Genomic DNA, 21,806 nt, shown 5'->3' on the forward strand with positions numbered 1-21,806 from the left:
GGGCACACGGCCCCCCGCTCGCCCGCCGCGGATTCCTTACTCGTCGTCGTCCTCGTCGTCGTCCAGACGGGCCAGCCAGGTCGCGAGGCGCTCGACCGGCACCTCGAAGTCGGGGTTGAGATCGACGAACGTCCGCAGCTGCTCGGCGAGCCACTCGAAGGTGACCTCCTCCTCGCCGCGCCGCTTCTCCAGTTCCTCGATGCCACGGTCGGTGAAGTACATGCGACCAGAATAGGCAATCCGGAAACACCGGAGGCCCGGCACCCCTCTCGGGGTGCCGGGCCTCCTCCCGTACGCGCACAGGCGCGTCGCACGTACGCGTACGGGGTGGTCGATCAGGCGTCGAAGACCTCGTTGACCAGCTGCTGCTGCTCCGCCTGGTGGCGCTTGGCCGAGCCGACCGCCGGGGAGGAGGAGTGCGGACGCGAGATCCGGCGCAGGCGCTCGCCCGCCGGGATGTCCGCGCCGACCGCCAGGTCGAGGTGGTCGATCAGGTTGAGCGCGATGAACGGCCACGCACCCTGGTTCGCCGGCTCCTCCTGCGCCCAGATGTACTTCTCGGCGTTGGAGTACTTGGCGATCTCGGCCTGCAGCTCGGCACCCGGCAGCGGGTACAGGCGCTCCAGACGGATGATCGCGGTCTCCGTGTCGCCGCGCTTCTGACGCTCGGCCTCCAGGTCGTAGTAGACCTTGCCGGCGCAGAAGACGACCTTGCGGACGCCGGCCGGGTCGACCGTCGTGTCGCCGATCACCGGGCGGAAGCCGCCGGTGGTGAACTCCTCCACCTTCGACGCCGCGGCCTTCAGACGCAGCATCGACTTCGGGGTGAAGACGATGAGCGGCTTGTGGTGCGGGTTGTGCACCTGCCAGCGCAGGAGGTGGAAGTAGTTCGACGGCAGCGTCGGCATGGCGACCGTCATGTTGTCCTGGGCGCACATCTGGAGGAAGCGCTCCGGGCGCGCGGACGAGTGGTCCGGGCCCTGGCCCTCGTAGCCGTGCGGCAGGAGCAGCGTGACGCCGGAGGTCTGGCCCCACTTCTGCTCGGCCGAGGAGATGAACTCGTCGACGACGGTCTGCGCGCCGTTGACGAAGTCACCGAACTGGGCCTCCCAGATGACCAGGGAGTCCGGACGGGCCAGCGAGTAGCCGTACTCGAAGCCCATCGCCGCGTACTCGCTGAGCAGCGAGTCGTAGACGTTGTAGTGGGCCTGGTCCTCGGCCAGGTAGAGCAGCGGGGTGTAGTCCTCGCCGGTCTCCTGGTCCACCAGGACCGCGTGGCGCTGGCCGAAGGTGCCGCGGCGGGAGTCCTGGCCCGAGAGGCGGACCGGGGTGCCCTCCATCAGCAGGGAGCCGATGGCGAGGGTCTCGCCGAAGCCCCAGTCGATGGTGCCGTCGTCGATGGAGGCGGCACGGCGCTGCATCTGCGGCAGCAGACGCGCGTGGACCGTGATCCGCTCCGGGACGCTGACCTGCGACTCGGCGATCCGCTTCACGACCTCGGCGGAGACCGCGGTGGTGACGGCGACCGGGAACTCGGCCTGGGCGTCCGGGACCTGGGTCGGGGTCGGCGCGGTGGTGGCCTCGCGGACCTCCGCGAAGACCTTCTCCAGCTGGCCCTGGAAGTCCTGGAGCGACTGCTCCGCCTCTTCGAGGGTGATGTCGCCGCGACCGATGAGCGACTCGGTGTACAGCTTGCGCACCGAACGCTTCTTGTCGATCAGGTTGTACATCTGCGGGTTGGTGAACGAGGGGTTGTCGCCCTCGTTGTGTCCGCGGCGGCGGTAGCAGATGAGGTCGATCACGACGTCCTTGTTGAACGTCTGGCGGAACTCGAAGGCCAGCCGCGCGACGCGGACCACGGCCTCCGGGTCGTCGCCGTTCACGTGGAAGATCGGCGCCTCGATCATGCGGGCCACGTCGGTCGCGTACATCGAGGAACGCGAGGACTCCGGGGCGGCGGTGAAGCCGACCTGGTTGTTGATGACGATGTGGACCGTGCCGCCGGTGCGGTAGCCCCGCAGCTGCGACATGTTCAGGGTCTCGGCCACGACGCCCTGGCCGGCGAAGGCCGCGTCACCGTGGAGGGCGACGGGCAGGACGGTGAAGTCCGTGCCGCCCTTGTTGATGACGTCCTGCTTGGCGCGGACGATGCCTTCCAGGACCGGGTCGACCGCCTCCAGGTGGGAGGGGTTGGCGGCCAGGGAGACCGTGATCTGCTCGCCGTCGAGACCGGTGAAGGTGCCCTCGGCGCCCAGGTGGTACTTGACGTCGCCGGAGCCGTGCATCGACTTCGGGTCGAGGTTGCCCTCGAACTCGCGGAAGATCTGCGCGTACGACTTGCCGACGATGTTCGCGAGGACGTTCAGGCGGCCGCGGTGGGCCATGCCGATGACGACCTCGTCGAGGCGCGACTCGGCGGCCGAGTCGATGACCGCGTCGAGCAGCGGGATGACGGACTCGCCGCCCTCCAGGGAGAAGCGCTTCTGGCCGACGTACTTCGTCTGCAGGAAGGTCTCGAAGGCCTCCGCCGCGTTCAGCCGGCGCAGGATCCGGAGCTGCTCCTCGCGCTCCACGCGGGCGTGGGGGCGCTCGACGCGGTCCTGGATCCACTTGCGCTGCTTCGGGTCCTGGATGTGCATGAACTCGACGCCGGTGGTGCGGCAGTACGAGTCGCGCAGGACGCCGAGGATGTCGCGGAGCTTCATCATCGACTTGCCGGCGAAGCCGCCGACCGCGAACTCCCGCTCCAGGTCCCACAGGGTGAGGCCGTGCTCGGTGATGTCCAGGTCGGGGTGCTTGCGCTGCTTGTACTCCAGCGGGTCGGTGTCGGCCATGACGTGGCCGCGGACCCGGTAGGAGTGGATGAGCTCGAAGACGCGCGCGGCCTTGGTGACGTCGTCGTCGTGCGACGCGTCGATGTCCTTGAGCCAGCGGACCGGCTCGTAGGGGATGCGGAGCGCCTTGAAGATGTCGTCGTAGAAGCCCTGCTCGCCGAGCAGGTAGTTCGCGACGACGCGCAGGAACTCGCCGGAGGCGGCGCCCTGGATGACCCGGTGGTCGTAGGTCGAGGTCAGGGTCATGACCTTCGAGATGCCCAGCTTGTTCAGGGTGTCCTGGGACGTGCCCTGGAACTCGGCCGGGTAGTCCATCGAGCCGACGCCCATGATGACCGACTGGCCGGGCATCAGACGCGGCACGGAGTGGACGGTGCCGAGGCCGCCGGGGTTGGTCAGGGAGACCGTGACGCCGGTGAAGTCCTCCATCGTCAGCTTGCCCACGCGGGCGCGCTTGACGATGTCCTCGTACGCCTGCCAGAACTCGAAGAAGTTGAGCGTCTCGGCCTTCTTGATGCCCGCGACGACGAGCTGGCGGTCGCCGTTGGGCTTCACCAGGTCGATCGCGAGACCGAAGTTGACGTGCTCCGGCTTGACCAGGGTCGGCTTGCCGTCCTTCTCCGCGAAGGAGTAGTTCATCGACGGCATGGCCTTGATCGCCTGCACCATCGCGTAGCCGATGAGGTGCGTGAAGGAGATCTTCCCGCCCCGGGCACGCTTCAGGTGGTTGTTGATCACGATCCGGTTGTCGAAGAGCAGCTTCACCGGGACGGCGCGGACGGACGTGGCCGTCGGCACCTCCAGCGAGGCGTTCATGTTCTTCGCGACCGCGGCGGCGGGGCCGCGCAGCGTGATCAGCTCGGGGCCCGCGGGGGCCTCGGTGGCCGGAGCGGCCTTGGCCGGCGCCGGCGCGGCGGCGGCGGGCTTCGCGACGGCCGGCGCGGGGGCCGCGGCAGGCTTCACCGGAGCCGGGGTCGCGGCCGGGGCGGGCGCGGGGGCCGGAACGACCGCGGGAGCCGAAGGCGCGGCCTGTGCGGGGCTCGCCTGCGGCGCGGCGGGCGCGCTCGGGGTGGTGGTGGCGGCCGGGGCGGTCGGGGTCGCCGACGCTCCGGGCTTGTAGTCGGCGAAGAAGTCCCACCAGGCACGATCGACCGAATTCGGGTCCTGGAGGTACTGCTGGTAGATCTCGTCGACGAGCCACTCATTGGCACCGAAGGCGGCGGCAGGGTTCTTACCCTGCCCGTCTTGGTCGGTCGGGGAGCTCGGGGTACTGGGGGACTGAGACGACACGGCGGCAACCGCCCTCTTCCGCTTCACAAGGTGATGGACAGCGGAAATAAAGGCTACGCCTGTCCGGCCGGGAGGTGCAGGCCAGGCACTCCAACGTCGCGCAAGTCACACTTGACGAGGCGTTTCGGGACCGTGAATGGCGGGAAACAACCGTGGTTCCGCATGTGTGAGGGTACGGAAAAGCGCGGGCACGGCCCCCTTCGGCCGCATCCCTGATCGCACCCCGTTCACGTGCGCGCAGGTCCCGCACACGTACACGCAGAACGTGCTCTTCCGGTTCGAACCCTACGTCAATCTCTCAGCGGAAGGCTGCCCGGAAGAGTGACTCTGATGCGGCAGCCGCGTGATGATTCGGCCACGCCGATCCCGCCACCGTGCAGATCCACGGCCCAGCGGGCGATCGCGAGCCCCAGCCCGGTGCCGCCGTCGCTGCCCGGGCCCTGCCGGAGCGGCACCGTGCCGCGGTTGAAGCGCTCGAAGACCTTGTGCCGCTCGGACTCCGGGATGCCGGGACCCTCGTCCTCGACCTCAAGCTCCAGCGAGTCCGGGTACGGGCCGCGCCGGGCCCGGACCGTGACCCGGCCGTGCGGCGGCGAGTGCTTCACCGCGTTGTCGATCAGGTTCGCCATGACCTGGTGGAGCCGCTCCGCGTCCGCGTGGGCGACCAGCTCGGGCGGCGACACGTCCAGGTGCAGATGGACGTCCGTGCGGTTGTGCAGCCCCGACGTGGAGAACAGGCCGCGCTGGGACGCGGCGAGGTTCGCTTCCCGCAGAACGCCCGACAGATACGGCCAGACCTCGAAACGGCTCGCCCTCAGCGCCACGACACCGTTGTCAAGACGTGACAGGTCCAGCAGCGTCTCCACCAGCCGGCCCAGCCGCTCCGTCTGCTTCAGCGCCGAGCGCATCGTCTCCGGATCGGCCTCGGACACCCCGTCCACGACGTTCTCCAGGACGGCCCGGAGCGCGGCGATCGGCGTGCGCAGCTCGTGCGACACATTGGCGACCAGCTCCTTGCGGTGCCGGTCGACCGCCTCCAGGTCGTCCGCCATGCGGTTGATCGTCGAGGCGAGGTCGCCCAGCTCGTCCCGCCGGTCCGCGCCCCGCACCCGCCGGCTGAAGTCACCGCGCGAGATCGACCCGGCCACCGTGGTCATCTCGTCCAGCGGCGCCGTCAGCGACTGCGCCACGAACTGGGTGATCAGCAGCGTCGCGATCATCGCGAAGATCGTGATGTACCGGAACTCGGTGGACGTGCGGATCGCCACCAGCGCGAGGCACGAGGTCAGCAGGACCGCGCCGACGACCAGCGCGCCGAGCTTGGTCTTGATCGAGATCACGATCCGGCGCCGGGCGCCGGTGCTCCTGCCCGGCCGTCGCCTCACGGCGCCGGGGTCTCCAGCGCGTACCCCACGCCATGGACCGTACGGATGCGCTCGGCTCCGATCTTCCGGCGCAGCGCCTTGATGTGGCTGTCCACGGTCCGGGTGCCGGAGGCGTCCGCCCAGTCCCACACCTCGGCGAGCAGCTGCTCGCGCGAGAGGACCGCCCTCGGGGTGCCCGCCAGACAGACCAGCAGGTCGAACTCGGTCGGGGTCAGGTGCACGTCCTCGGAGCGCACGCGGACCCGGCGCTGCGCGTGGTCGATCTCCAGCTCGCCCAGGCGCAGGATCCCGCTGCGCGGGGTGACGGCCGCCAGCGCGGCCCGCTCGACCCGGCGCAGCAGGACGTGCACCCGGGCGGCGAGCTCGCGCATCGAGAACGGCTTCGTCATGTAGTCGTCCGCGCCGACGCCCAGCCCGACCAGCATGTCGGTCTCGTCGTCCCGGGCGGTCAGCATGAGGACCGGGACGGGGCGCTGGGCCTGGACCCTGCGGCACACCTCCAGGCCGTCGAAGCCCGGGAGCATCACGTCGAGGACCATCAGGTCCGGCTGCCAGGCCTCGGCGGCGTCGACCGCCGCCGGGCCGTCCGTCGCGGTCTGCACGAGGAAGCCCTCGGCGCGCAGCCGCGCGGAGATCGCCTCGACGATCGTCGCGTCGTCCTCGACCACGAGCACCCGTCGCTGGGCCCCGGGAGTGGCCGCCGCACCGTGGTGAGTGGTGTGTGTCTGCTCCATTGCCCCGCCTCGCGTCGCCGATGTCGGTGCAGCAGCCTAGAGGTACGGGTGGTGTCCCGGCTATCCAGGAGTTATCGGGGACGGACGGCGAGGTGGACCACGTCGGGGACGCCCCGGGCAACGGGGATCTCTTCGGTCCGTACCCCGCTGAATCCGGCATTCCGCAACGAGTCTTCGAAATCGGCCGACGGCTGGGCGGACCAAACGGCGAGGACGCCGCCGGGGTTCAGCCGGGCCGCGCAGGCCGCCAACCCCTCGGCCGAGTACAGGGATTCGTTGTCCTCGGTGACCGTCCAGTCCGGCCCGTTGTCGATGTCCAGACAGAGGGCGTCGTACGTGTCGGAGGAGGTGCCGAGGTGGGTCACCAGGTCCGTGTGCAGGATCACGGTCCTCGGATCGGCCAGCGCGCGGCCGGAGATGGCGGAGAGCGGTCCCTCCCGGTGCCAGTCGATGATCGCGTCCTCACGCTCGGCGACGACGATCCGTCCCCAGCGCGGGTCGGCCGCCGCGTGCGCCAGGGAGAAGCCGACCCCGAGTCCGCCGACGAGGACGGCGGCGCCGGCGCGGGACTCCTCCGGCAGGGCGGCCAGGGCCGCGTCGACGAGGAGCCGCTCGGAGCGCCCGTCGGAGGTGTCCATCAGGAAGGTGCCGTTCGCGATGATCTCGAAGTGCTCGTCGCGGCGGCGCAGCACGACTTCTCCGTACGGTCCGTCTCGGCGGTCGAGTGTCACGGGACTGGTCAAGATCGGTCACTCCGCTCTCGGCTCTGCAGTGGATGTCCCGGCCATCCTCGCGGGGCGGGGAGGGCCGGGACAAACACTTAACGGAGTCGTGGAGTCACACGGTGCGGCGACGTGTGACGGCTCGTCTCGCTACGGGCGGGGGGCCTCGTGCTTCACGAAGTGCTCGATCCGGTTCAGCTCGCGAGGGGCGTCGACCGGGGTGCCGTAGGTGCGGTCCCAGGTGATCGGGGCGATGGTGATGTGGCCCTTGTCGAGGAGCCAGGTGGAGTCGGCGTCCTTCCGGCCCTCGGCGCACTCGCCCTCGCCGCTGCCGTCCACCGGGCAGAGGCCGAGCGCGATGTCGAAGGCGTCGCTGTTCCCGCGCTGTTCGAAGGCGTGGTAGACGACCGCCCCGTCGCCGACGCGGGCCCAGACCGGGGCCTTGGCCGGGACGCCGGTGCTGACGTCGGGATAGTCGACCTTGAGGGCGAACTTCGAGGTCAGCAGCCCGCGCTGCTTCAGTCCGGCGACGAGGCGGGCGCCGAACTCGGCGTGGGCGCGGTAGTTGGCGCGGGGGAAGAAGGTGTTCGTCGCGTCGCCGGAGGAGGAGAAGGCGAGGGCCGGGACCTCCTGGTCGATCGCGGCGACGGCGGCGCCGACGGTGCCGGAGTCGTTGACGCTGGCGGAGATGTTGGGGCCGGAGTTGATGCCGGTGAGGACGAGGTCGGGAGCCCCGGTCCAGCCGGCCTTGGCCTTGAGGCCGCCGCGCAGGGCGAGCTTGACGGTGTCGGCGGGGGTGGCGCTGGCGGAGTCCTTGGTGCAGGGGCCGTCGGAGAGGCAGACGCCGTAGACCGCGCCGCGGGCGGGGGCGCCCGCACAGTCGTTCTCGTATCCGGCGGGCAGGGCGGTGCGGCGCTGGGCGGTGACGACGCCGCCGTTGGTGACGGCGGTGCCCTTGCCGGACTGCACCTGCCAGGGGGCCATCACGACGACGTCGGCGCCGGCGGCGCACATCGCGCGGCGGAGCTCGTACAGGCCGAGGCCGTCGGAGTTGCTCGCCTTCGCGGCCTGCATCGAGTCGTCGTTGGAGAGGAGGATCCGCATCCCGGCGAGGGGCTGTGCGGTGGAGCCGGTGGTGGCGGGGGTCGCCGCGTAGGCCGTGACGCCGGCGGTGGCGAGCAGGACCGATCCGGTCAGGGCGAGGAAGGTGCGCTTGCGCATGGAGAACCCTTCAGGTGCATGACATGCGGGCAGGGGAGGGTGGACCCGGGGCCCGGCCCCCCACGGGCGAGCCCCGGATCCTTCGCGGGGTCGTTCAGGTCCCCCGCGGTCTTGGGGTGCGGCGGAGCTCTCCCGCCGGGTGGTGCGCCGGAGCTTTCCCCGCCGGGTGGTGCGACGGAGCCCTCCCGCCGGGTGGTGCGGCGGAGCATTCCCCGCCGGGTGGCGCGGCTGAGCTCGTCGCCGCCGGGTGGTCGGCTACCGGGCCAGGTCCAGGGACAGGCCGTGGCCGTGGGCGAAGACCGGGTCCGCCGTGTCGTTCGGTACGTCCGGGCGGGCCGCCTCGACCGCCGCCATCGAGCGCGGCAGCTCGAAGGGCAGCCGCCCCTCGGCCTTCGCCCGCCCGAAGGCCACGTCCAGCAGGGCCTCGTCGCTCGCGCCGAAGTCGGCGATCAGCGCCGCCGCCCGCTCGGCGATCTCCGGCAGGACCGCCGGCCGCTCCAGGTTGACGCAGACGACGGTCGGCACGGCGGCGAGCAGATCCAGGATCCGGGTCAGCTCGGGCTCGGCGAAGGCGAGCGAGCCGGAGTGGAAGAAGGACTCGAAGAGGTTCGGCCGCTCCTCGTACGGGGTGCGCAGCCGCACCACCGCGAGGTCGGCCGCGGCCGGCTCGGCGACGACCTCGCCGTACACCGCCGCGACCGCCGGGTCGACGTTCTCCACGTACAGCCTCGGCCGCCCCGAAAGGGGGAGCGGTCCGTCGGTGAGGACGGTGAGGGAGCGCCGCTGGGCGGCGGCGCCCGCGGCCGTGAAGTCGGCGCGGCCGACGGTCTCCGCGGCCTCGTCCGGGTCGACGTACCGGCGCTCGTCGAAGAGCCCGAGCAGGAACTTCTCGCGCAGGAGGCGGCGTACGGACGCGTCGACGCGGGACTCGGGGATCCGGCCCGAGGCCATCAGCTCCACGATCACCTCGGGGCACTGCTCGCCGCCGAACTGGTCCACACCGGCGTCGAGGGCCTTCGCCGTCCGCTCGGCCACGCTCAGGTGCTCGACGCCCCAGGCGCGCGCCGCGTGCGGCTCGCCGTAGATCGTCGAGTCCGTGAGCACACCCCAGTCGGCGCAGACGATGCCGGTGAAGCCGAGCTCCTCGCGGAGGAGCCCCGTGATCACGCCCTTGTTGAAGCCGAAGCCGACCTCCTCCCAGTCGGTGCCGATCGGCTGGCCGTAGTACGGCATCATCTGCGAGCAGCCCGCCGCGATCGCGTGCCGGAACGGCTCCAGATGGTGCTCGCGCATGCCGCCCGGGTAGACCTGCTCCTTGCCGTGCGGGAAGTGCGGGTCCTCGCCGTCCTTCTGCGGGCCGCCGCCGGGGAAGTGCTTGACCATCGCGGCCACCGAGTCCTTGCCGAGGCGCTCGCCCTGGAGCCCGCGGACGTACGCCCGGACCAGCTCGCCCGTCAGCTTCGCGTCGGAGCCGAAGGTGCCGGACTGGCGGGACCAGCGGGGCTCGGTCGCGAGGTCGATCTGCGGGTGGAGCGCGGTGCGGAAGCCTACGGAGAGGTACTCGCGGCGGACGGTGTCCGCGAAGGCGAAGACGAGCTCGGGGTCGCCGACGGCGGCGAGGCCGAGGGCCTCGGGCCAGGCGGAGAAGGCGCCGGCGTTGAAGGAGGCGCCGATGTTGTCGGTGAAGGCGTGGCGGGGGTCGGTGGAGAGCGAGACCGGGATGCCGAGGCGGGTGCCGGCGGCCATCTCCTGGATCGCGTTGTGCCAGAGCGCCATCTCGCGTGCGCCGTAGCTGCCGAGCAGGTTGAAGTGGGTGAGCCGGCGGTCCTCGACGAGGTCGGGGGTGGTGAGCGGCAGCGTCGAACCGTCCGTCTCGGTCACCGGGGTGCCGTCGGGGTTCATCGTCAGCATGGAGTGGAAGAGCTGGCCGGCCTTCTCCTCCGGGGTCATCCGGGCGAGGAGGTCCTCGACGCGCTCGTCGACGGGACGGGTGGCGTCCTCGTAGGGGTGCATGGCGTACGTCCCTGCTTGTGTGACCGGATGGCCGGATGACGGGTGGCCGGATATGACCGGATGGCCGAACGGCGTCAGGCTAGGCGCGAAAACCGAGTGACCACTAGGTTTCTGTCATGTGTCCTGGATCACAGCAGGGAGGGGTCGGGTGGGACGGGGGCGGGACCGCGGAGAGGGGTCCCCGTAGGGTGGGGCGCATGCCGGAGAAGAAGGAACCGACCCCCCGTAAATCCGCAGGCCGGGGCAGTTACGCGGTCGGTGACGCGCGCCGCCAGAAGATCCTGGACACCGCCGTCGACCACTTCGGGCGCTGGGGCTTCCACGCCTCCTCGCTCGCCCGGATCGCGAACGACTGCGGGATCACCCAGGGCGGACTGCTGCACCACTTCCGCAGCAAGGAGGACCTGCTCCTCTCGGTCCTCGGGCAGAGCGAACAGCACGACATCGAGCGCCTGTTCAGTGTCGAGCCCGAGTCGTACGCGGCCTACCTGGAGACCCTGGTCGCGCTGATCGAGGAGAACACCCGGCGTCCCGGCATCGTCCGGATGTACAACGTCCTGGTGGGCGAGTCCGGCAACGTCGGCCACCCCGCCCACCAGTACTTCAAGGAGCGCTACGCGCGCGTGCTCCGGCACACGGTCGACCTCCTGGAGGAGGCCGTGCGGCGCGGGGAGCTGCGCGCCGGCATCGACTGCCGGGCCGTCGGGCAGGAGCACCTCGCCGTCATGGACGGGCTCCAGATCCAGTGGGCCCTCGACCCGGAGTCGATGGACATGCCCGCGCGCGTCCGGTCCTTCCTGGAGCGGCGGTACGCGGAGCTGGCGGCGCCGCGGGGGTGAGTCCTGGCGGGGCGCGGCCGCCCGGTGTCCGGCCGTCCGGTGTCCGGCCGTCGGTCGGTCGGCCGTTCGGTGTCCGGTCTTTCGGCGTCCGGCCGGCCGGTGTCCTGGGTGTTCAGGACGCCGTCGCGGCCGAGGTCTTCCGCCCCGCCTCCCACTCTCGGCCGATCGCGTTCAGCAGCTTCGGGTACACGCCCAGGTACCGGAAGGGTTTGATCCCGGCCATGTAGACGGCGCCGAGCAGGCCGTTGGGCTTCACCAGGACGGCCATCCGGGCGCGGTGCCGGGCGGGATCGCCCGGGGTGGGGTCCGGGACCCAGCCGATGTGCATCACCGCGTGGCAGGTCCGGTTGGCGGTCTCCGCCACCCACTCCTCGTGGGTCTGGTAGACGGACGTGAACGGCACCACCTGGAGGTCGGGGCCGCGCGTCCCGGCGCGCACGTCCTCCGGAAGCCGCTCCCGGAGCGAGCCCACCCGTGAACTCAGGCCGGCGTCCGGCCCGTCCAGGCCGAGGAGGGCGCCCAGCTTCCAGCGGAGCGCGAAGAGCGCGCGGACCACGGGGGCGGAGAGCGCGCTCCCGTCGCCGTTCGTGAACTGCTGTACGAGGCGGCCGAGTTCGTCGGGGCCGCCCGTCACGGGCAGCGCCCACACGTCCTCGACGTGGAAGTCGTCCGCGAACTCGTGGATCCGCCAGGGGCGGGAGGTGTGCGCGGTGCGGGGAAGTCTCATGGTCATGCCCCTGCTCCTTCGTCGGTCCTACGCCCGGCCCGCATCTATACGGTGGCGTATAGATCAAGCGTAGACCCGTCTGTACGGCACCGTATAGTCGGGTGGAGGAGTGGCGAGGTGAGGAGGGACACACCATGGGCACGATCCGCACACCGCGCGGCCGGTGGATCGAGGAGGGGCTTCGCGCGCTCGCCGCGGGCGGCCCGGAGGCCGTACGCATCGAACCGCTGGCCCAGGCCCTCGGCGTCAGCAAGGGCGGCTTCTACGGGTACTTCGCCAACCGCGACACCCTGCTCGCCGAGATGCTCGACACCTGGGAGCGCGAGGTCGCCGACGCGGTGATCGAGCGGATCGAGAGCGGCGGCGGAGACGCCCGCGCCAGGCTCGGCCGGCTTTTCGAGTTCGTCCAGGACGTCGCCGACGGGCCGGTGACCGGCATCGCCGTCGACCTCGCCGTCCGGGACTGGGCCCGGCGCGACGAGGCCGTCGCCGCACGGCTCCGCCGCACCGACAACCGGCGCATGGAGTACCTGCGTTCGCTCTTCCGGACCTTCTGCGCCGACGAGGACGACGTCGAGATCCGCTGTCTGTTCGCCTTCTCGCTGCGCGTCGCCGACCACTTCATCGCGGTCGACCACGGCGGTCGCACCCCCGCCGAGATGAGCGCGCTGACCAAGGACTGGCTGCTCAGGTAGGCGGGGCGGGGCAGGTCGCCGGGCCGGTTGTCGGCCGGCTCGGTCGTGGCGTTCGGGTCTCGCCGCGCGTCTTGGTCCTGGTGTTCAGGTCCCGCCGCACGCCGCGCCCGTGGCGCTCAGGTCTCGCCCGTCGTGCGCCGGGAGCCCCGCCACGCGTACAGCGCCGTGCCCGCCGCGAAGGCGGTCGCGGCGACCGCCCATGGCTCGCCCTCCGGGCCCGGGCGCATCACCCAGGCCCACCAGACCGCGCCGCCCTCCGTGCCGGGGGGCGCCGCCAGATAGACGACACCGGCGTAGAAGGTCGCCGGCAGCCAGCTCAGCCGGGCGCAGACGAGGGCGGCGGCACCCGCCGCCACGCCCGTCAGGCCCAGCGCGTTGCGTACGGCGGCGGGCGCCCCGAACTCCTCTGCGTGCCCCGGCAGGGCGAGCGCGAGCAGCGCCACGGCGAGTGCGGTCGGGGCGAGGACATGGCCGAGGCGGCGCGGCCACCAGGCCCGTACCGCCGTACGGTCCAGCTCGTCGCTCGGTGTGTGCAGGCTCGTCCCGATCACGCCCGCCGCGAGCAGCGGCCCGAGGATCACGACCGGCAGCCGGGCCGTGTGGTCGAAGTCCGGCAGCGACACCAGCCACCGGGCCGCCAGGGCGGCCGCCACCGCCGTGCCGAGCAGGGCGGCCAGCGCGCCGGGCAGGCCGCGGGAGCGCAGGTAGAGAGCCTGCGGGGGGAGCCTCACGGGATCGGCACCTCGTCCGGGTGGCAGGTGTTCGCGGCCAGGTAGCGGGTCAGGTAGTCGCGCTGCTCGGCCGGGGACCTGGCCTCCAGGCGGTCGATGTACGGCTGGGCGCCGGTGGTGTCGGGGCCGTAGTCGTCCGGGGTCGGTGCCAGCCACTCCTGGACGGCGAGGTTGACGAGGCTCGCCCGCTCGGCGTTCGCGCCCGTGCCGTCGCCGGGCCGGCACGTGTCCGAGAACAGCCAGGCCACAGCGGAGCTGAGGTACAGGTCGGGGCGCGCGAGCCGGTCGCGCACCGAGTCCCGCCGGGCGTCCGGCAGTTCGACGTCGCCGGGGAGTCCGGGTCCGACCGGGCCGCTCACCCAGCGGGCCGGCGCGCCGGGCACCCCCTTGAGGCGGGCGTTCAGCGGGGCGAGCGCCGCCGACACGTCGGGCAACAGCCCCTCGTCCACCGCCGTCAGGCAGATCTGCGGTGTGCCGTCGTCGCAGACCTGCCGGGACAGGGCAGGGTCCGGGCGCCACGGCCCCTGGTCCTGCGGCAGCCGCAGGATCAGGCCGGCGGCGGCGACCGAGACGGCCAGCGGGATCAGGGCGAACACCCTCAGGCGGGCCGGACGCAGCCCGTACGCGAGGAGTACGGCGAGCGTGAGCCCCGCCGTCCACGCCATCGACGCCGGGCCGAACCACCACACCGGACGGTCCCAGAAGAACTGGTGCTCGCCCGCCGGGCTGAGCCAGCGCGTGGTGCTCTCCGTGTAGGCGCCGAGCCCGAGGACGACGTACCCGACGATGCCGAGGAGCGGGGCCGTGAGCCGCCACCGGACGACCCGTCCGGCGAGATGGCCGAGCGCGCCGAGAGCGGCGACGGCGACCGCGTCGGCGGCGAGGAGTTCGAGGTAGGGGCGCCCGGCGGAGACGTACGGCCAGGTGGCGAGCAGGCAGACGGAGTCGGCGAGCAGCAGTCCGGCGGCGGGCCAGAGCGCGGACGGTGCGACCGCGACGAGGAGGCGGCGCAGCGGGGAGCGGGGCACGGACGCCCACAGGTCGGTCGTCCGGCGCCGCCGGTCCCGGCCGCCCTGCCAGCAGCCCGCCGCGAGCGCGAGGGGGCCGCAGAGCAGCCCGGCGCCGACGTGCAGCAGGTTCGTCACGTCGGCCCAACGACCCTGCCAGTCGGGAGCCTTGCCGTACATCGTCACCAGGACGGTGAGCGCGACGGCGGCGCCGGACCAGGGGCCGAGACCGCGCCGCAGCTCGGTACGGAGCGGCGCGGGTGCCCGTACGGGCACCGGCTTCCCCGTACGGGGCGGGGTGAGGGTCGTCGTCATCGGAGGGACTCCTTCGGGAGAGCCCCGGCGGGTGCCGCCGCGGCGGGGGCGGGTCCGGGTACGGGCGCGGGTGTCGTCATCGGAGCGACTCCTTCGCGCGCTGCCCGGCCGGGTCTCCGCCGAGGCCGCCGCCCCCGGCGACGCGGTCGCGGTGGGCGCGCAGGGCGGCCGTGTAGCCGCGCTCGATCGCGTGCGTCGTCGAGTCGCCCGGATCCGCCGACTCGCCGCCGAGCGCGGCGAGTTCCGCGGTCGTCCCGCGGAAGGCGAGGACACCCGACTCGATCAGCGCGACATCGGTGCAGGCCGCCGCCACGTCCTCCACCAGGTGTGTGGAGACCACCACCGTCGCCTCCGTGCCGAGCTCCCGCAGCAGCGCGCGGAAGTCGACCCGCTGCTCCGGGTCGAGGCCGGCCGTCGGCTCGTCGAGCAGCAGCAGTTCCGGTTCGTTCACGATCGCCTGGGCGATGCCCGCCCGCCGGACCATGCCGCCCGAGAGCGTCTTCATCCGCGCGTCGATCCGGTCGGCGAGCCCGACGCGCGCGACGGCCCGCTCCACGGCCGCTCCCGCCCGGTCCGCCGGCACCTCCTTCAGCCAGGCCACGTACGCCACGAACTCGCGGACCGTGAAGGCCGGGTAGTAGCCGAACTCCTGCGGCAGATAGCCGAGCCGGCGCCGGATCTCGGTGCGTTCGCCATGGCTCCCGACGTCCCCGCCGAGCAGCTCCACCCGCCCGGAGGCGGGCGCGGCGACCGTCGCGAGGACCCGGATGAGCGAGGTCTTGCCGGCGCCGTTCGGCCCGAGCAGGCCGTGGACTCCGGGGGAGAGGGACAGGTCGAGCGCGTCGAGGGCGACGGTGCGGCGGTGCCGGACGGTCAGACCGGTCACCTCGATCGTGGCGGGCTGGTTCACCGGGTCTCCAGGAGGTCGAAGGAACGGCGCCGCAGCACGAGCAGGGCGGCGCAGACGAGCGCGACCGCAGCCCAGCTCCCTTGCGCGGCGAGGCCGGAGAAGTAGCGGGCGAGGACGGCGGCGCCGCCTCCGGGCTCGGTCCCCGTCTGTCCGAGGAGCGGGCCCGTCACGGCGAGCAGCCACCCGCCGGCGAGGGTCGCGGCCGCCGCACGGCAGCCGACGAAGGAGCCGAGCGCGAGGGTCGCCAGGGTCAGCGCGAGCCCCGGCAGCAGCCAGGCGGCCGCCCCGGGGAAGCCGGCCACCGGCGGCAGCAGTGCCCCGCCCGCGGTCAGCAGCGGTACGCAGACGGCGAGCACGGCGGCGGTGCGGGTCAGGAGCAGCCGCAGACCGCCGGACGGGGTGGCGGCGGTGATCTCGTGGAGCGGGTCGGCGTGGCGTCCGTAGGAGACGGCGACCCCGCCGAGCGGGAGGACGGGGGAGGCGGCGAGAAGCCAGCTCCGCGCGCCCTGGAGCCCGGCGCCGTAGGCCAGGGCGAAGGCGCCGCCCAGGACGAGCGCCACGGCCACGACCCAGGAGCCGCGCAGGGCGGGCCCGGCGGCCCACCAGAGCCGCGCGCCCCGCCCGAGAGGGTGCCGGGCCGGGCCGGGCGCGGATTCCCTCGCGGCCTCGACCGGTGCAGGCCGGTGTCCCACGGACGCCAGGAGCTCCGCCCGTACGGCGGCCAGGGCCGGGCCCGCGGCTCCGGCGCGGACGGCGGCCGAGACGCGCCCCGCGCAGGGGGAGCAGGACTCGACGTGCTTCTCCAGCGACCAAGCGTCCGTCTCGGCCGCCTCCCCCGCCGCGTAACGGAGCGCCAGCGCCTCGCCGACGTGCCAGGGGGGTGGCGTGGGGGACTGCGTGGGGGACGTCATGCGGTGCCTCCCAGGGGGTACGGGCCGCCGGCGCCGAGGGCGGCGCGCAGTTCGCGGCGGGCGCGCAGGGCGCGGGTCTTGACGGTGCCTTCGGGGATGCCGAGCAGCCGGGCGGTCTCGCGGGTCGTCAGGCCGTCGACGACGGTCGCCCGCAGGACCTCGGCGAGTTCGGGCGAGATCCGGTCGAGTGCGGCGCCCACCTCCCCGTACTCCAGGCCCGCGAGCACCCGCTCCTCGGCGGAGGGTGCGGGGGCGGGCGGTTCGGCGGGTGCGGCGGCGCGGTCGGCGCGGGCCCGTGCCCGCTGGGCGTCGACCAGGCGCCGGGCGGCGATCACCCAGAGCCAGCCGCCGGCCTCGCCGCGGCCCCGGTGGGTGCCGGCCGAGCGCCAGACCGTGACGAAGGTGTCCTGGAGGACCTCCCGTACGGTCTCCTCGTCCGGGCAGCGCCGGGCGAGCCGGGCGTGCAGCCAGCCCGCGTGCCGGTCGTAGAGGACGCCGAGCGCTTTGGAGTCCCCCCGGGCGACCGCGCGCAGCAGCGCCGCGTCGTCGTCCTCGTCTCCCCCTGCGGGGCCTGCCCCTGAGGGGCGCAACAGTCTCACGCCCTCTCTATCGCGCCCGGACCCCGCTTCGGTTCACGGCGCCCGTGAGCCCGGCCTGTGAGCCCGGCCCGGGAGCCCGGCCCGTGAGCCCGGCCCGTGAGCCCGGCCCGGGAGTCCGGCCCGTGAGTCCGGCCCGTGGGCCCGGCCCGTGAGTCCGGCCCGTGGGCCCGGCCCATGAGCTTCGCCAGCAGGTCCCGCTCATCGCGCCCCGGAGCTCCTCCCGGTCGACGGCGGACCGGAGCCCCGCGGGCTCAGGGGTTCGTCGGCGGGCCGCCCTCCGGCAGGGCCGCGAAGACGCGCTGGAGGGCCGGCGGGCGCTCGCCGTCGCCCGAGACGACGAGGCGGTGGCGGTACGTGACGAAGTACTGGAACCCGTCGGCGATCGGGCTCCCCGTGGGCCGGTCCGGGACGCGCGCGTACGCCGGGTCCTCCAGGGCGGCCCGCAGCTCGGCGGCCTCGGCGGGCGTCTGCTGCCCCGTGCGGGGCGGCTTGGTGCCGGAGCGGCTCGTCCAGCTGCCGTCGTAGCGGACGACGAGCTGGTTGCGGACCCCGGCGAAGCCGCCGTTGACGACCACCTCGACGAGGACCTCGCCGGGCCGGGGCTCCTCGGAGGGGGCGGTCACGGTCGTCGTCGCGGTCGCCGTGGCACTCGGCGCGTTCGGCGTACCGGACGCGCTCGGCGTACCCGACGCACTCGGCGCGGAGGACGTACTCGGCGTGCCCGGCGTGCTCGGCACCGGCGGCGCCGTCACCTCCGACGCCGGTCCCCCCGGCGCGGGAGGCGTCCCGGACCCGCACGCGCCCGCGCCGCCGGCCAGGACCGCCGCCAGCAGCAGCGCCCCGCACCACTTCCCCCGTACGCCTCGGGCTCTCACCATGGATCGAGCATGCCTCCTGAGCGGTCCCCGGCGCAGCCGGACGGTCAGGTTCCCGAGCGGACGATCCCGGTGAGCGGCCCGCGGTAGCGCCAGTCGAGGGAGTCGTACAGCGCGAGGCCGTCCGTGGTCGCCGCGAGCACCCCGGTCTCGGCGCCGGCCTGAGCGGCTGCCGCCTCCAGGGTCCGCATGACGTTCGCGCCGAGGCCGCGGCGCCGGTGCGCGGGGTCGGTCTCGATCTGGTCGGCGACGGCGGTGGAGCCGGTCGGGGCGATCTGGCCGCGCGCGGCGAGGGTGCCGTCCGGGGCGAGGATCCGGACCCGGACGACCCCGTCGCGTACCTCGGTGGTCCGCGCGTACCCCTCGGGCGGCGCGGGGCGGGCGCCCGGGTCCAGCGGCTTGACCATCATGAAGCCGGGGTCGTCGGGGACGGTCCACCCCTCGGTGATCCACGGCGCCACCTCCTCCGGCGTCGCCATCACCTTGAGCCAGCTGTACGGCTCGGTGAGCCGCTCGCACAGCGCGCCGACGGAGTCCGCGTCGGGGGCCGGCAGCACGTGCCGGACGACGTGCCGGGGCAGGCCGACGTCGATCCGGTAGCCCCAGGGCTCCACGACGGCGGACGGGGTCCCCCGGGAGACGGTCCAGCCGGCCACCCACATCGAGGTAATAGCTGCGATATCCATAGAGGTATTACATCGGCAGCTCGCGACCGCGCGAAAGGGTGATCGCTCAGAGCGAACTGCCCCCGGGGAACATTCCTGGGCTCATGTGCATTGAGTCCGTACAGCTCAACTTGACTGCCGAAGGGGAGATCATGGCTTCTGCGTCCAAGGCGTCCGCGCCGCTCACTCTGCCTGTGCTGCCGCTCGACGACGAGGTCGTGCTGCCCGGAATGGTGGTGCCGCTGGACCTCTCCGACAACGATGTGCGGGCCGCCGTCGAGGCCGCCCAGGCCGCCGCCCGCCCGGGAGGCGGCAAGCCGCGGGTCCTGCTCGTCCCCCGCGTCGACGGGACCTACGCCGGTACCGGTGTCCTCGGCCTCGTCGAGCAGGTCGGACGCCTGTCCGACGGCGACCCCGGCGCGCTGATCCGCGGCCTCGGCCGCGTCCGCATCGGCGCCGGCACGACCGGGCCCGGCGGCGCGCTGTGGGTCGAGGGCAGCACCGTCGAGGAGACCCTGCCCGACCCGCTGCCCGGCTCCGTGAACGAGCTGGTCAGGGAGTACAAGGCACTCGCCACCAGCTGGCTCAAGAAGCGCGGAGCCTGGCAGGTCGTCGACCGCGTCCAGCAGATCGACGGCGTCGGCGCCCTCGCCGACAACTCCGGCTACTCGCCCTTCCTCACCGTCGAGCAGAAGGTCGAGCTCCTGGAGACCGCCGACCCGGTCGCCCGACTCAAGCTCGCCACCGCCCAGCTCCGCGAGCACCTCGCCGAGCAGGACGTCGCCGAGACCATCGCCAAGGACGTCCAGGAAGGTGTCGACAAGCAGCAGCGCGAGTTCCTGCTCCGCCGCCAGCTCGAAGCCGTCCGCAAGGAGCTCCGCGACCTCAACGGCGAGGCCGAGGGTGACGAGTCCGACGACTACCGCGCCCGCGTCGAGGCCGCCGACCTCCCCGAGAAGGTCCGCGAGGCGGCCCTCAAGGAGGTCGAGAAGCTGGAGCGGTCCAGCGACCAGTCCCCCGAGGGCTCCTGGATCCGCACCTGGCTCGACACCGTCCTCGAACTGCCCTGGAACGAGCGGACCGAGGACCGGTACGACATCCCCGGCGCGCAGTCCGTCCTCGACGCCGAGCACGCGGGCCTGGAGGACGTGAAGGAGCGCATCACCGAGTACCTCGCGGTGCGCAAGCGCCGTGCCGAGCGCGGCCTCGGCGTCGTCGGCGGCCGCCGCGGCGGAGCCGTTCTCGCCCTCGTCGGCCCGCCCGGCGTCGGCAAGACCTCCCTCGGCGAGTCCGTCGCCCACGCGATGGGACGGAAGTTCGTCCGCGTCGCCCTCGGCGGCGTACGCGACGAGGCCGAGATCCGCGGTCACCGGCGCACGTACGTCGGCGCCCTGCCCGGCCGGATCGTGCGGGCGATCAAGGAGGCCGGCTCGATGAACCCGGTGGTCCTGCTCGACGAGATCGACAAGGTCGGCTCCGACTTCCGGGGCGACCCGGCCGCGGCCCTCCTCGAAGTCCTCGACCCCGCGCAGAACCACACCTTCCGCGACCACTACCTGGAGGTCGAACTCGACCTCTCCGACGTCGTCTTCCTCGCCACGGCCAACGTCCTCGAAGCCATCCCCGAGGCGCTCCTCGACCGCATGGAGCTCGTCAGGCTCGACGGCTACACCGAGGACGAGAAGGTCGTCATCGCCCGCGACCACCTCCTCCCGCGCCAGCTGGAGCGGGCCGGCCTGGAGCCCGGCGAGGTCGTCCTGGAGGACGCCTCCCTGCGGAAGCTCGCCGGGGAGTACACCCGGGAGGCCGGCGTCCGCACCCTGGAGCGCGCCGTCGCCCGGCTGCTCCGGAAGGTCACGGCCCAGCACGAACTGGGCGACCGCGAGCTGCCGTTCACCGTCACCCCGGAGGACCTGCGGGACCTCATCGGCCGCCCGCACCATGTGCCCGAGTCGGCCCAGGACCCGGCCGAGCGGCGCACGGCCGTGCCGGGCGTCGCCACCGGACTCGCGGTGACCGGCGCCGGCGGAGACGTGCTCTTCGTGGAGGCGTCGCTCGCCGACCCCGAGACCGGCGCCGCCGGGCTCACCCTCACCGGTCAACTGGGCGACGTGATGAAGGAGTCCGCGCAGATCGCGCTCTCCTTCCTCCGCTCGCACGGCGCCGAGCTGGAGTTGCCCGTCACCGGGCTCAAGGACCGGGGCGTGCACATCCACTTCCCGGCGGGTGCCGTGCCCAAGGACGGGCCGAGCGCGGGCGTCACGATGACGACCGCCCTCGCGTCCCTGCTGAGCGGCCGGCAGGTCCGTACGGACGTGGCCATGACCGGCGAGGTCTCCCTCACCGGCCGGGTCCTCCCGATCGGCGGCGTGAAGCAGAAGCTCCTCGCCGCGCACCGGGCGGGCATCACGACGGTGGTGATCCCCAAGCGGAACGAGGCCGACCTGGACGACGTCCCGGCCGAGATCCTGGAGAAGCTGGAGGTCCACCCGGTGACCGACGTCCGGCAGGTCCTGGAGATCGCGCTCGCCCCGGCGGCGGTGCCGGTGGCCGTGGCCGCGTAACTCGCCTGCCGTGAGCGGGGTGTCCGTCGTGGGCACCCCGCTCCGGCGTTCCCGGATATCGATGTCCGGATGTCAGTCGGGGCTGGCATGCTCGTACGTATGAACGACGACGCCTTCTGGGCTCTCATCGACGAGTTGAGCCGTCGCCCCGGTGACCGGGACGAGCGGCTGGAGTGGCTGCGGGCGGAGCTGACACGGCGCCCGGCGGCCGAGAGCGTGGCGTTCCAGGTGTGTCTCGAGGAGGCCTGCGAGCGGGCGGACACCCGGGCGGTCTGGAAGGCGGCGAACCGCGTCGAGGACGGCGCCTGCACGGACGACGGCTTCCACTACTTCACGCTCTGGCTGGTGGGGCAGGGGCGGAAGGTGTACGAGTCGGTCGTCGCCGACCCGGACGCGCTGGCCGACGTGCCGGAGATCCGGGCCCTCGTGGGGCGCCACCGCGACGACTGGTGCGACCACGAGTGGCCCGAGTGGGAGGAGCTCGACTACGTCGCCCAGGACGCGTTCGACGAGCTGACCGGCCAGGAGGACGACGAGGGGGACGAGTTCCTCGACGCGGTCGAGGAGCTCGCGGACGAGCGGGGGGAGCGGGAAGAGGGCGACGTGCCCCGGGGATCTCGGCCGGAGGGGTTGGCGACACCCCGGCTCACCGCCCTCTTCCCGCGTGGGTCGTCCGGCTCCTAGGGCGTGTTGCGAAGGTCCCGCCTGCCCGACGGCGCCTGGCACGCACGCTCGCCGCGTTGTCGGGATCACCCCGATACATCCAGTA

Annotated in this window: 19 protein-coding genes; 4 read left to right on the forward strand and 15 right to left on the reverse strand. The window is 73.0% G+C overall.

The genetic code is table 11. The annotated features are described in order from the left end of the window. Positions 1–36: 36 nt before the first annotated feature. The 7 genes from ACF08F_RS30070 to ACF08F_RS30100 all read right to left on the reverse strand — a co-directional run bounded on the left by ACF08F_RS30070 (position 37) and on the right by ACF08F_RS30100 (position 10,199). Entirely contained in the window at positions 37–222 is a 186-nt protein-coding gene (locus tag ACF08F_RS30070) for a DUF6104 family protein (RefSeq protein ID WP_024761804.1), read from the reverse strand. Between the two features lie 113 nt (positions 223–335). Then, positions 336–4,124: a multifunctional oxoglutarate decarboxylase/oxoglutarate dehydrogenase thiamine pyrophosphate-binding subunit/dihydrolipoyllysine-residue succinyltransferase subunit gene (locus ACF08F_RS30075; RefSeq protein WP_392301666.1), complete on the reverse strand. Its 3,789-nt coding sequence runs from the start codon at positions 4,122–4,124 to the stop codon at positions 336–338. Between the two features lie 290 nt (positions 4,125–4,414). Then, positions 4,415–5,509, reverse strand: a complete 1,095-nt coding sequence (locus ACF08F_RS30080; protein ID WP_392301667.1) for an ATP-binding protein — start codon at positions 5,507–5,509, stop codon at positions 4,415–4,417. Beyond that, positions 5,506–6,243, reverse strand: coding sequence for a response regulator transcription factor (locus ACF08F_RS30085; RefSeq protein WP_055641368.1), 738 nt, complete (start codon positions 6,241–6,243; stop codon positions 5,506–5,508). Before ACF08F_RS30085 ends, ACF08F_RS30080 begins: the two co-directional genes overlap by 4 nt. 71 nt (positions 6,244–6,314) lie before the next feature. Continuing rightward, complete coding sequence (locus tag ACF08F_RS30090; RefSeq protein ID WP_392301668.1) at positions 6,315–6,986, reverse strand: spermidine synthase; 672 nt, start codon at positions 6,984–6,986, stop codon at positions 6,315–6,317. Between the two features lie 129 nt (positions 6,987–7,115). Then, positions 7,116–8,186 (reverse strand): 5'/3'-nucleotidase SurE, encoded by a 1,071-nt coding sequence (surE, locus tag ACF08F_RS30095; protein WP_392301669.1) that lies wholly within the window; start codon positions 8,184–8,186, stop codon positions 7,116–7,118. A gap of 255 nt (positions 8,187–8,441) precedes the next feature. Continuing rightward, positions 8,442–10,199 carry a glycoside hydrolase family 3 protein gene (locus ACF08F_RS30100; protein ID WP_392301670.1) on the reverse strand — a complete coding sequence of 586 codons (1,758 nt, stop codon included), beginning with the start codon at positions 10,197–10,199 and terminating at the stop codon, positions 8,442–8,444. Positions 10,200–10,396: 197 nt separating this feature from the next. Between ACF08F_RS30100 and ACF08F_RS30105 the strand changes: the two genes are divergently transcribed. Continuing rightward, the gene (locus ACF08F_RS30105) at positions 10,397–11,038 is read left to right on the forward strand and encodes a TetR/AcrR family transcriptional regulator (protein ID WP_392301671.1); all 642 of its coding nucleotides are present in this window, start codon (positions 10,397–10,399) and stop codon (positions 11,036–11,038) included. A gap of 112 nt (positions 11,039–11,150) precedes the next feature. On the opposite strand, the gene ACF08F_RS30110 is transcribed toward ACF08F_RS30105, so the two are convergent. Then, on the reverse strand, positions 11,151–11,765 hold the full coding sequence (locus ACF08F_RS30110) for a DUF2867 domain-containing protein (RefSeq protein WP_392301689.1): 615 nt from the start codon (positions 11,763–11,765) through the stop codon (positions 11,151–11,153). Positions 11,766–11,899: 134 nt separating this feature from the next. Between ACF08F_RS30110 and ACF08F_RS30115 the strand changes: the two genes are divergently transcribed. Further along, on the forward strand, positions 11,900–12,460 hold the full coding sequence (locus ACF08F_RS30115; protein WP_392301672.1) for a TetR/AcrR family transcriptional regulator: 561 nt from the start codon (positions 11,900–11,902) through the stop codon (positions 12,458–12,460). 116 nt (positions 12,461–12,576) lie between these two features. On the opposite strand, the gene ACF08F_RS30120 is transcribed toward ACF08F_RS30115, so the two are convergent. From ACF08F_RS30120 to ACF08F_RS30150, 7 genes are all read right to left on the reverse strand, one after another. Next, positions 12,577–13,191, reverse strand: coding sequence for a hypothetical protein (locus ACF08F_RS30120; RefSeq protein WP_392301673.1), 615 nt, complete (start codon positions 13,189–13,191; stop codon positions 12,577–12,579). Continuing rightward, a complete protein-coding gene (locus tag ACF08F_RS30125; RefSeq protein WP_392301674.1) occupies positions 13,188–14,513 on the reverse strand; it encodes a hypothetical protein in 1,326 nt (441 codons plus the stop codon). Before ACF08F_RS30125 ends, ACF08F_RS30120 begins: the two co-directional genes overlap by 4 nt. A gap of 76 nt (positions 14,514–14,589) precedes the next feature. After that, positions 14,590–15,423 (reverse strand): ABC transporter ATP-binding protein, encoded by an 834-nt coding sequence (locus ACF08F_RS30130; RefSeq protein ID WP_392301675.1) that lies wholly within the window; start codon positions 15,421–15,423, stop codon positions 14,590–14,592. Next, positions 15,420–16,334, reverse strand: coding sequence for a zf-HC2 domain-containing protein (locus ACF08F_RS30135; protein WP_392301676.1), 915 nt, complete (start codon positions 16,332–16,334; stop codon positions 15,420–15,422). The genes ACF08F_RS30130 and ACF08F_RS30135 overlap by 4 nt, the downstream gene beginning before the upstream one ends. Then, positions 16,331–16,933, reverse strand: coding sequence for an RNA polymerase sigma factor (locus tag ACF08F_RS30140; RefSeq protein ID WP_392301677.1), 603 nt, complete (start codon positions 16,931–16,933; stop codon positions 16,331–16,333). Before ACF08F_RS30140 ends, ACF08F_RS30135 begins: the two co-directional genes overlap by 4 nt. A gap of 251 nt (positions 16,934–17,184) precedes the next feature. Then, positions 17,185–17,811: a hypothetical protein gene (locus ACF08F_RS30145; RefSeq protein WP_392301678.1), complete on the reverse strand. Its 627-nt coding sequence runs from the start codon at positions 17,809–17,811 to the stop codon at positions 17,185–17,187. A 44-nt stretch (positions 17,812–17,855) separates the two neighbouring features. After that, positions 17,856–18,494 carry a GNAT family N-acetyltransferase gene (locus ACF08F_RS30150; RefSeq protein WP_392301679.1) on the reverse strand — a complete coding sequence of 213 codons (639 nt, stop codon included), beginning with the start codon at positions 18,492–18,494 and terminating at the stop codon, positions 17,856–17,858. Between the two features lie 131 nt (positions 18,495–18,625). Here ACF08F_RS30150 and lon point away from each other — a divergent pair, with 131 nt between their 5' ends. Both lon and ACF08F_RS30160 read left to right on the forward strand, forming a co-directional pair. Next, positions 18,626–21,037, forward strand: coding sequence for an endopeptidase La (lon, locus tag ACF08F_RS30155; RefSeq protein ID WP_392301680.1), 2,412 nt, complete (start codon positions 18,626–18,628; stop codon positions 21,035–21,037). A 99-nt stretch (positions 21,038–21,136) separates the two neighbouring features. Next, complete coding sequence (locus tag ACF08F_RS30160; protein ID WP_392301681.1) at positions 21,137–21,721, forward strand: DUF4240 domain-containing protein; 585 nt, start codon at positions 21,137–21,139, stop codon at positions 21,719–21,721. Positions 21,722–21,806: the final 85 nt, after the last annotated feature.

Origin of the sequence: Streptomyces sp. NPDC015130, assembly GCF_043080005.1 — a bacterium.
Taxonomy (GTDB): domain Bacteria; phylum Actinomycetota; class Actinomycetes; order Streptomycetales; family Streptomycetaceae; genus Streptomyces.

What these genes read in the sequence shown, in the direction of transcription:
- ACF08F_RS30135 (WP_392301676.1), bottom strand. Translation starts at nt 16,334, where the DNA reads ATGACGTCCCCCACGCAGTCCCCCACGCCACCCCCCTGGCACGTCGGC.
- ACF08F_RS30070 (WP_024761804.1), bottom strand. Translation starts at nt 222, where the DNA reads ATGTACTTCACCGACCGTGGCATCGAGGAACTGGAGAAGCGGCGCGGC.
- ACF08F_RS30150 (WP_392301679.1), bottom strand. Translation starts at nt 18,494, where the DNA reads ATGGATATCGCAGCTATTACCTCGATGTGGGTGGCCGGCTGGACCGTC.
- ACF08F_RS30115 (WP_392301672.1), top strand. Translation starts at nt 11,900, where the DNA reads ATGGGCACGATCCGCACACCGCGCGGCCGGTGGATCGAGGAGGGGCTT.
- ACF08F_RS30160 (WP_392301681.1), top strand. Translation starts at nt 21,137, where the DNA reads ATGAACGACGACGCCTTCTGGGCTCTCATCGACGAGTTGAGCCGTCGC.
- ACF08F_RS30145 (WP_392301678.1), bottom strand. Translation starts at nt 17,811, where the DNA reads ATGGTGAGAGCCCGAGGCGTACGGGGGAAGTGGTGCGGGGCGCTGCTG.
- ACF08F_RS30085 (WP_055641368.1), bottom strand. Translation starts at nt 6,243, where the DNA reads ATGGAGCAGACACACACCACTCACCACGGTGCGGCGGCCACTCCCGGG.
- ACF08F_RS30125 (WP_392301674.1), bottom strand. Translation starts at nt 14,513, where the DNA reads ATGACGACGACCCTCACCCCGCCCCGTACGGGGAAGCCGGTGCCCGTA.
- lon (WP_392301680.1), top strand. Translation starts at nt 18,626, where the DNA reads ATGGCTTCTGCGTCCAAGGCGTCCGCGCCGCTCACTCTGCCTGTGCTG.
- surE (WP_392301669.1), bottom strand. Translation starts at nt 8,186, where the DNA reads ATGCGCAAGCGCACCTTCCTCGCCCTGACCGGATCGGTCCTGCTCGCC.
- ACF08F_RS30100 (WP_392301670.1), bottom strand. Translation starts at nt 10,199, where the DNA reads ATGCACCCCTACGAGGACGCCACCCGTCCCGTCGACGAGCGCGTCGAG.
- ACF08F_RS30110 (WP_392301689.1), bottom strand. Translation starts at nt 11,765, where the DNA reads ATGAGACTTCCCCGCACCGCGCACACCTCCCGCCCCTGGCGGATCCAC.
- ACF08F_RS30105 (WP_392301671.1), top strand. Translation starts at nt 10,397, where the DNA reads ATGCCGGAGAAGAAGGAACCGACCCCCCGTAAATCCGCAGGCCGGGGC.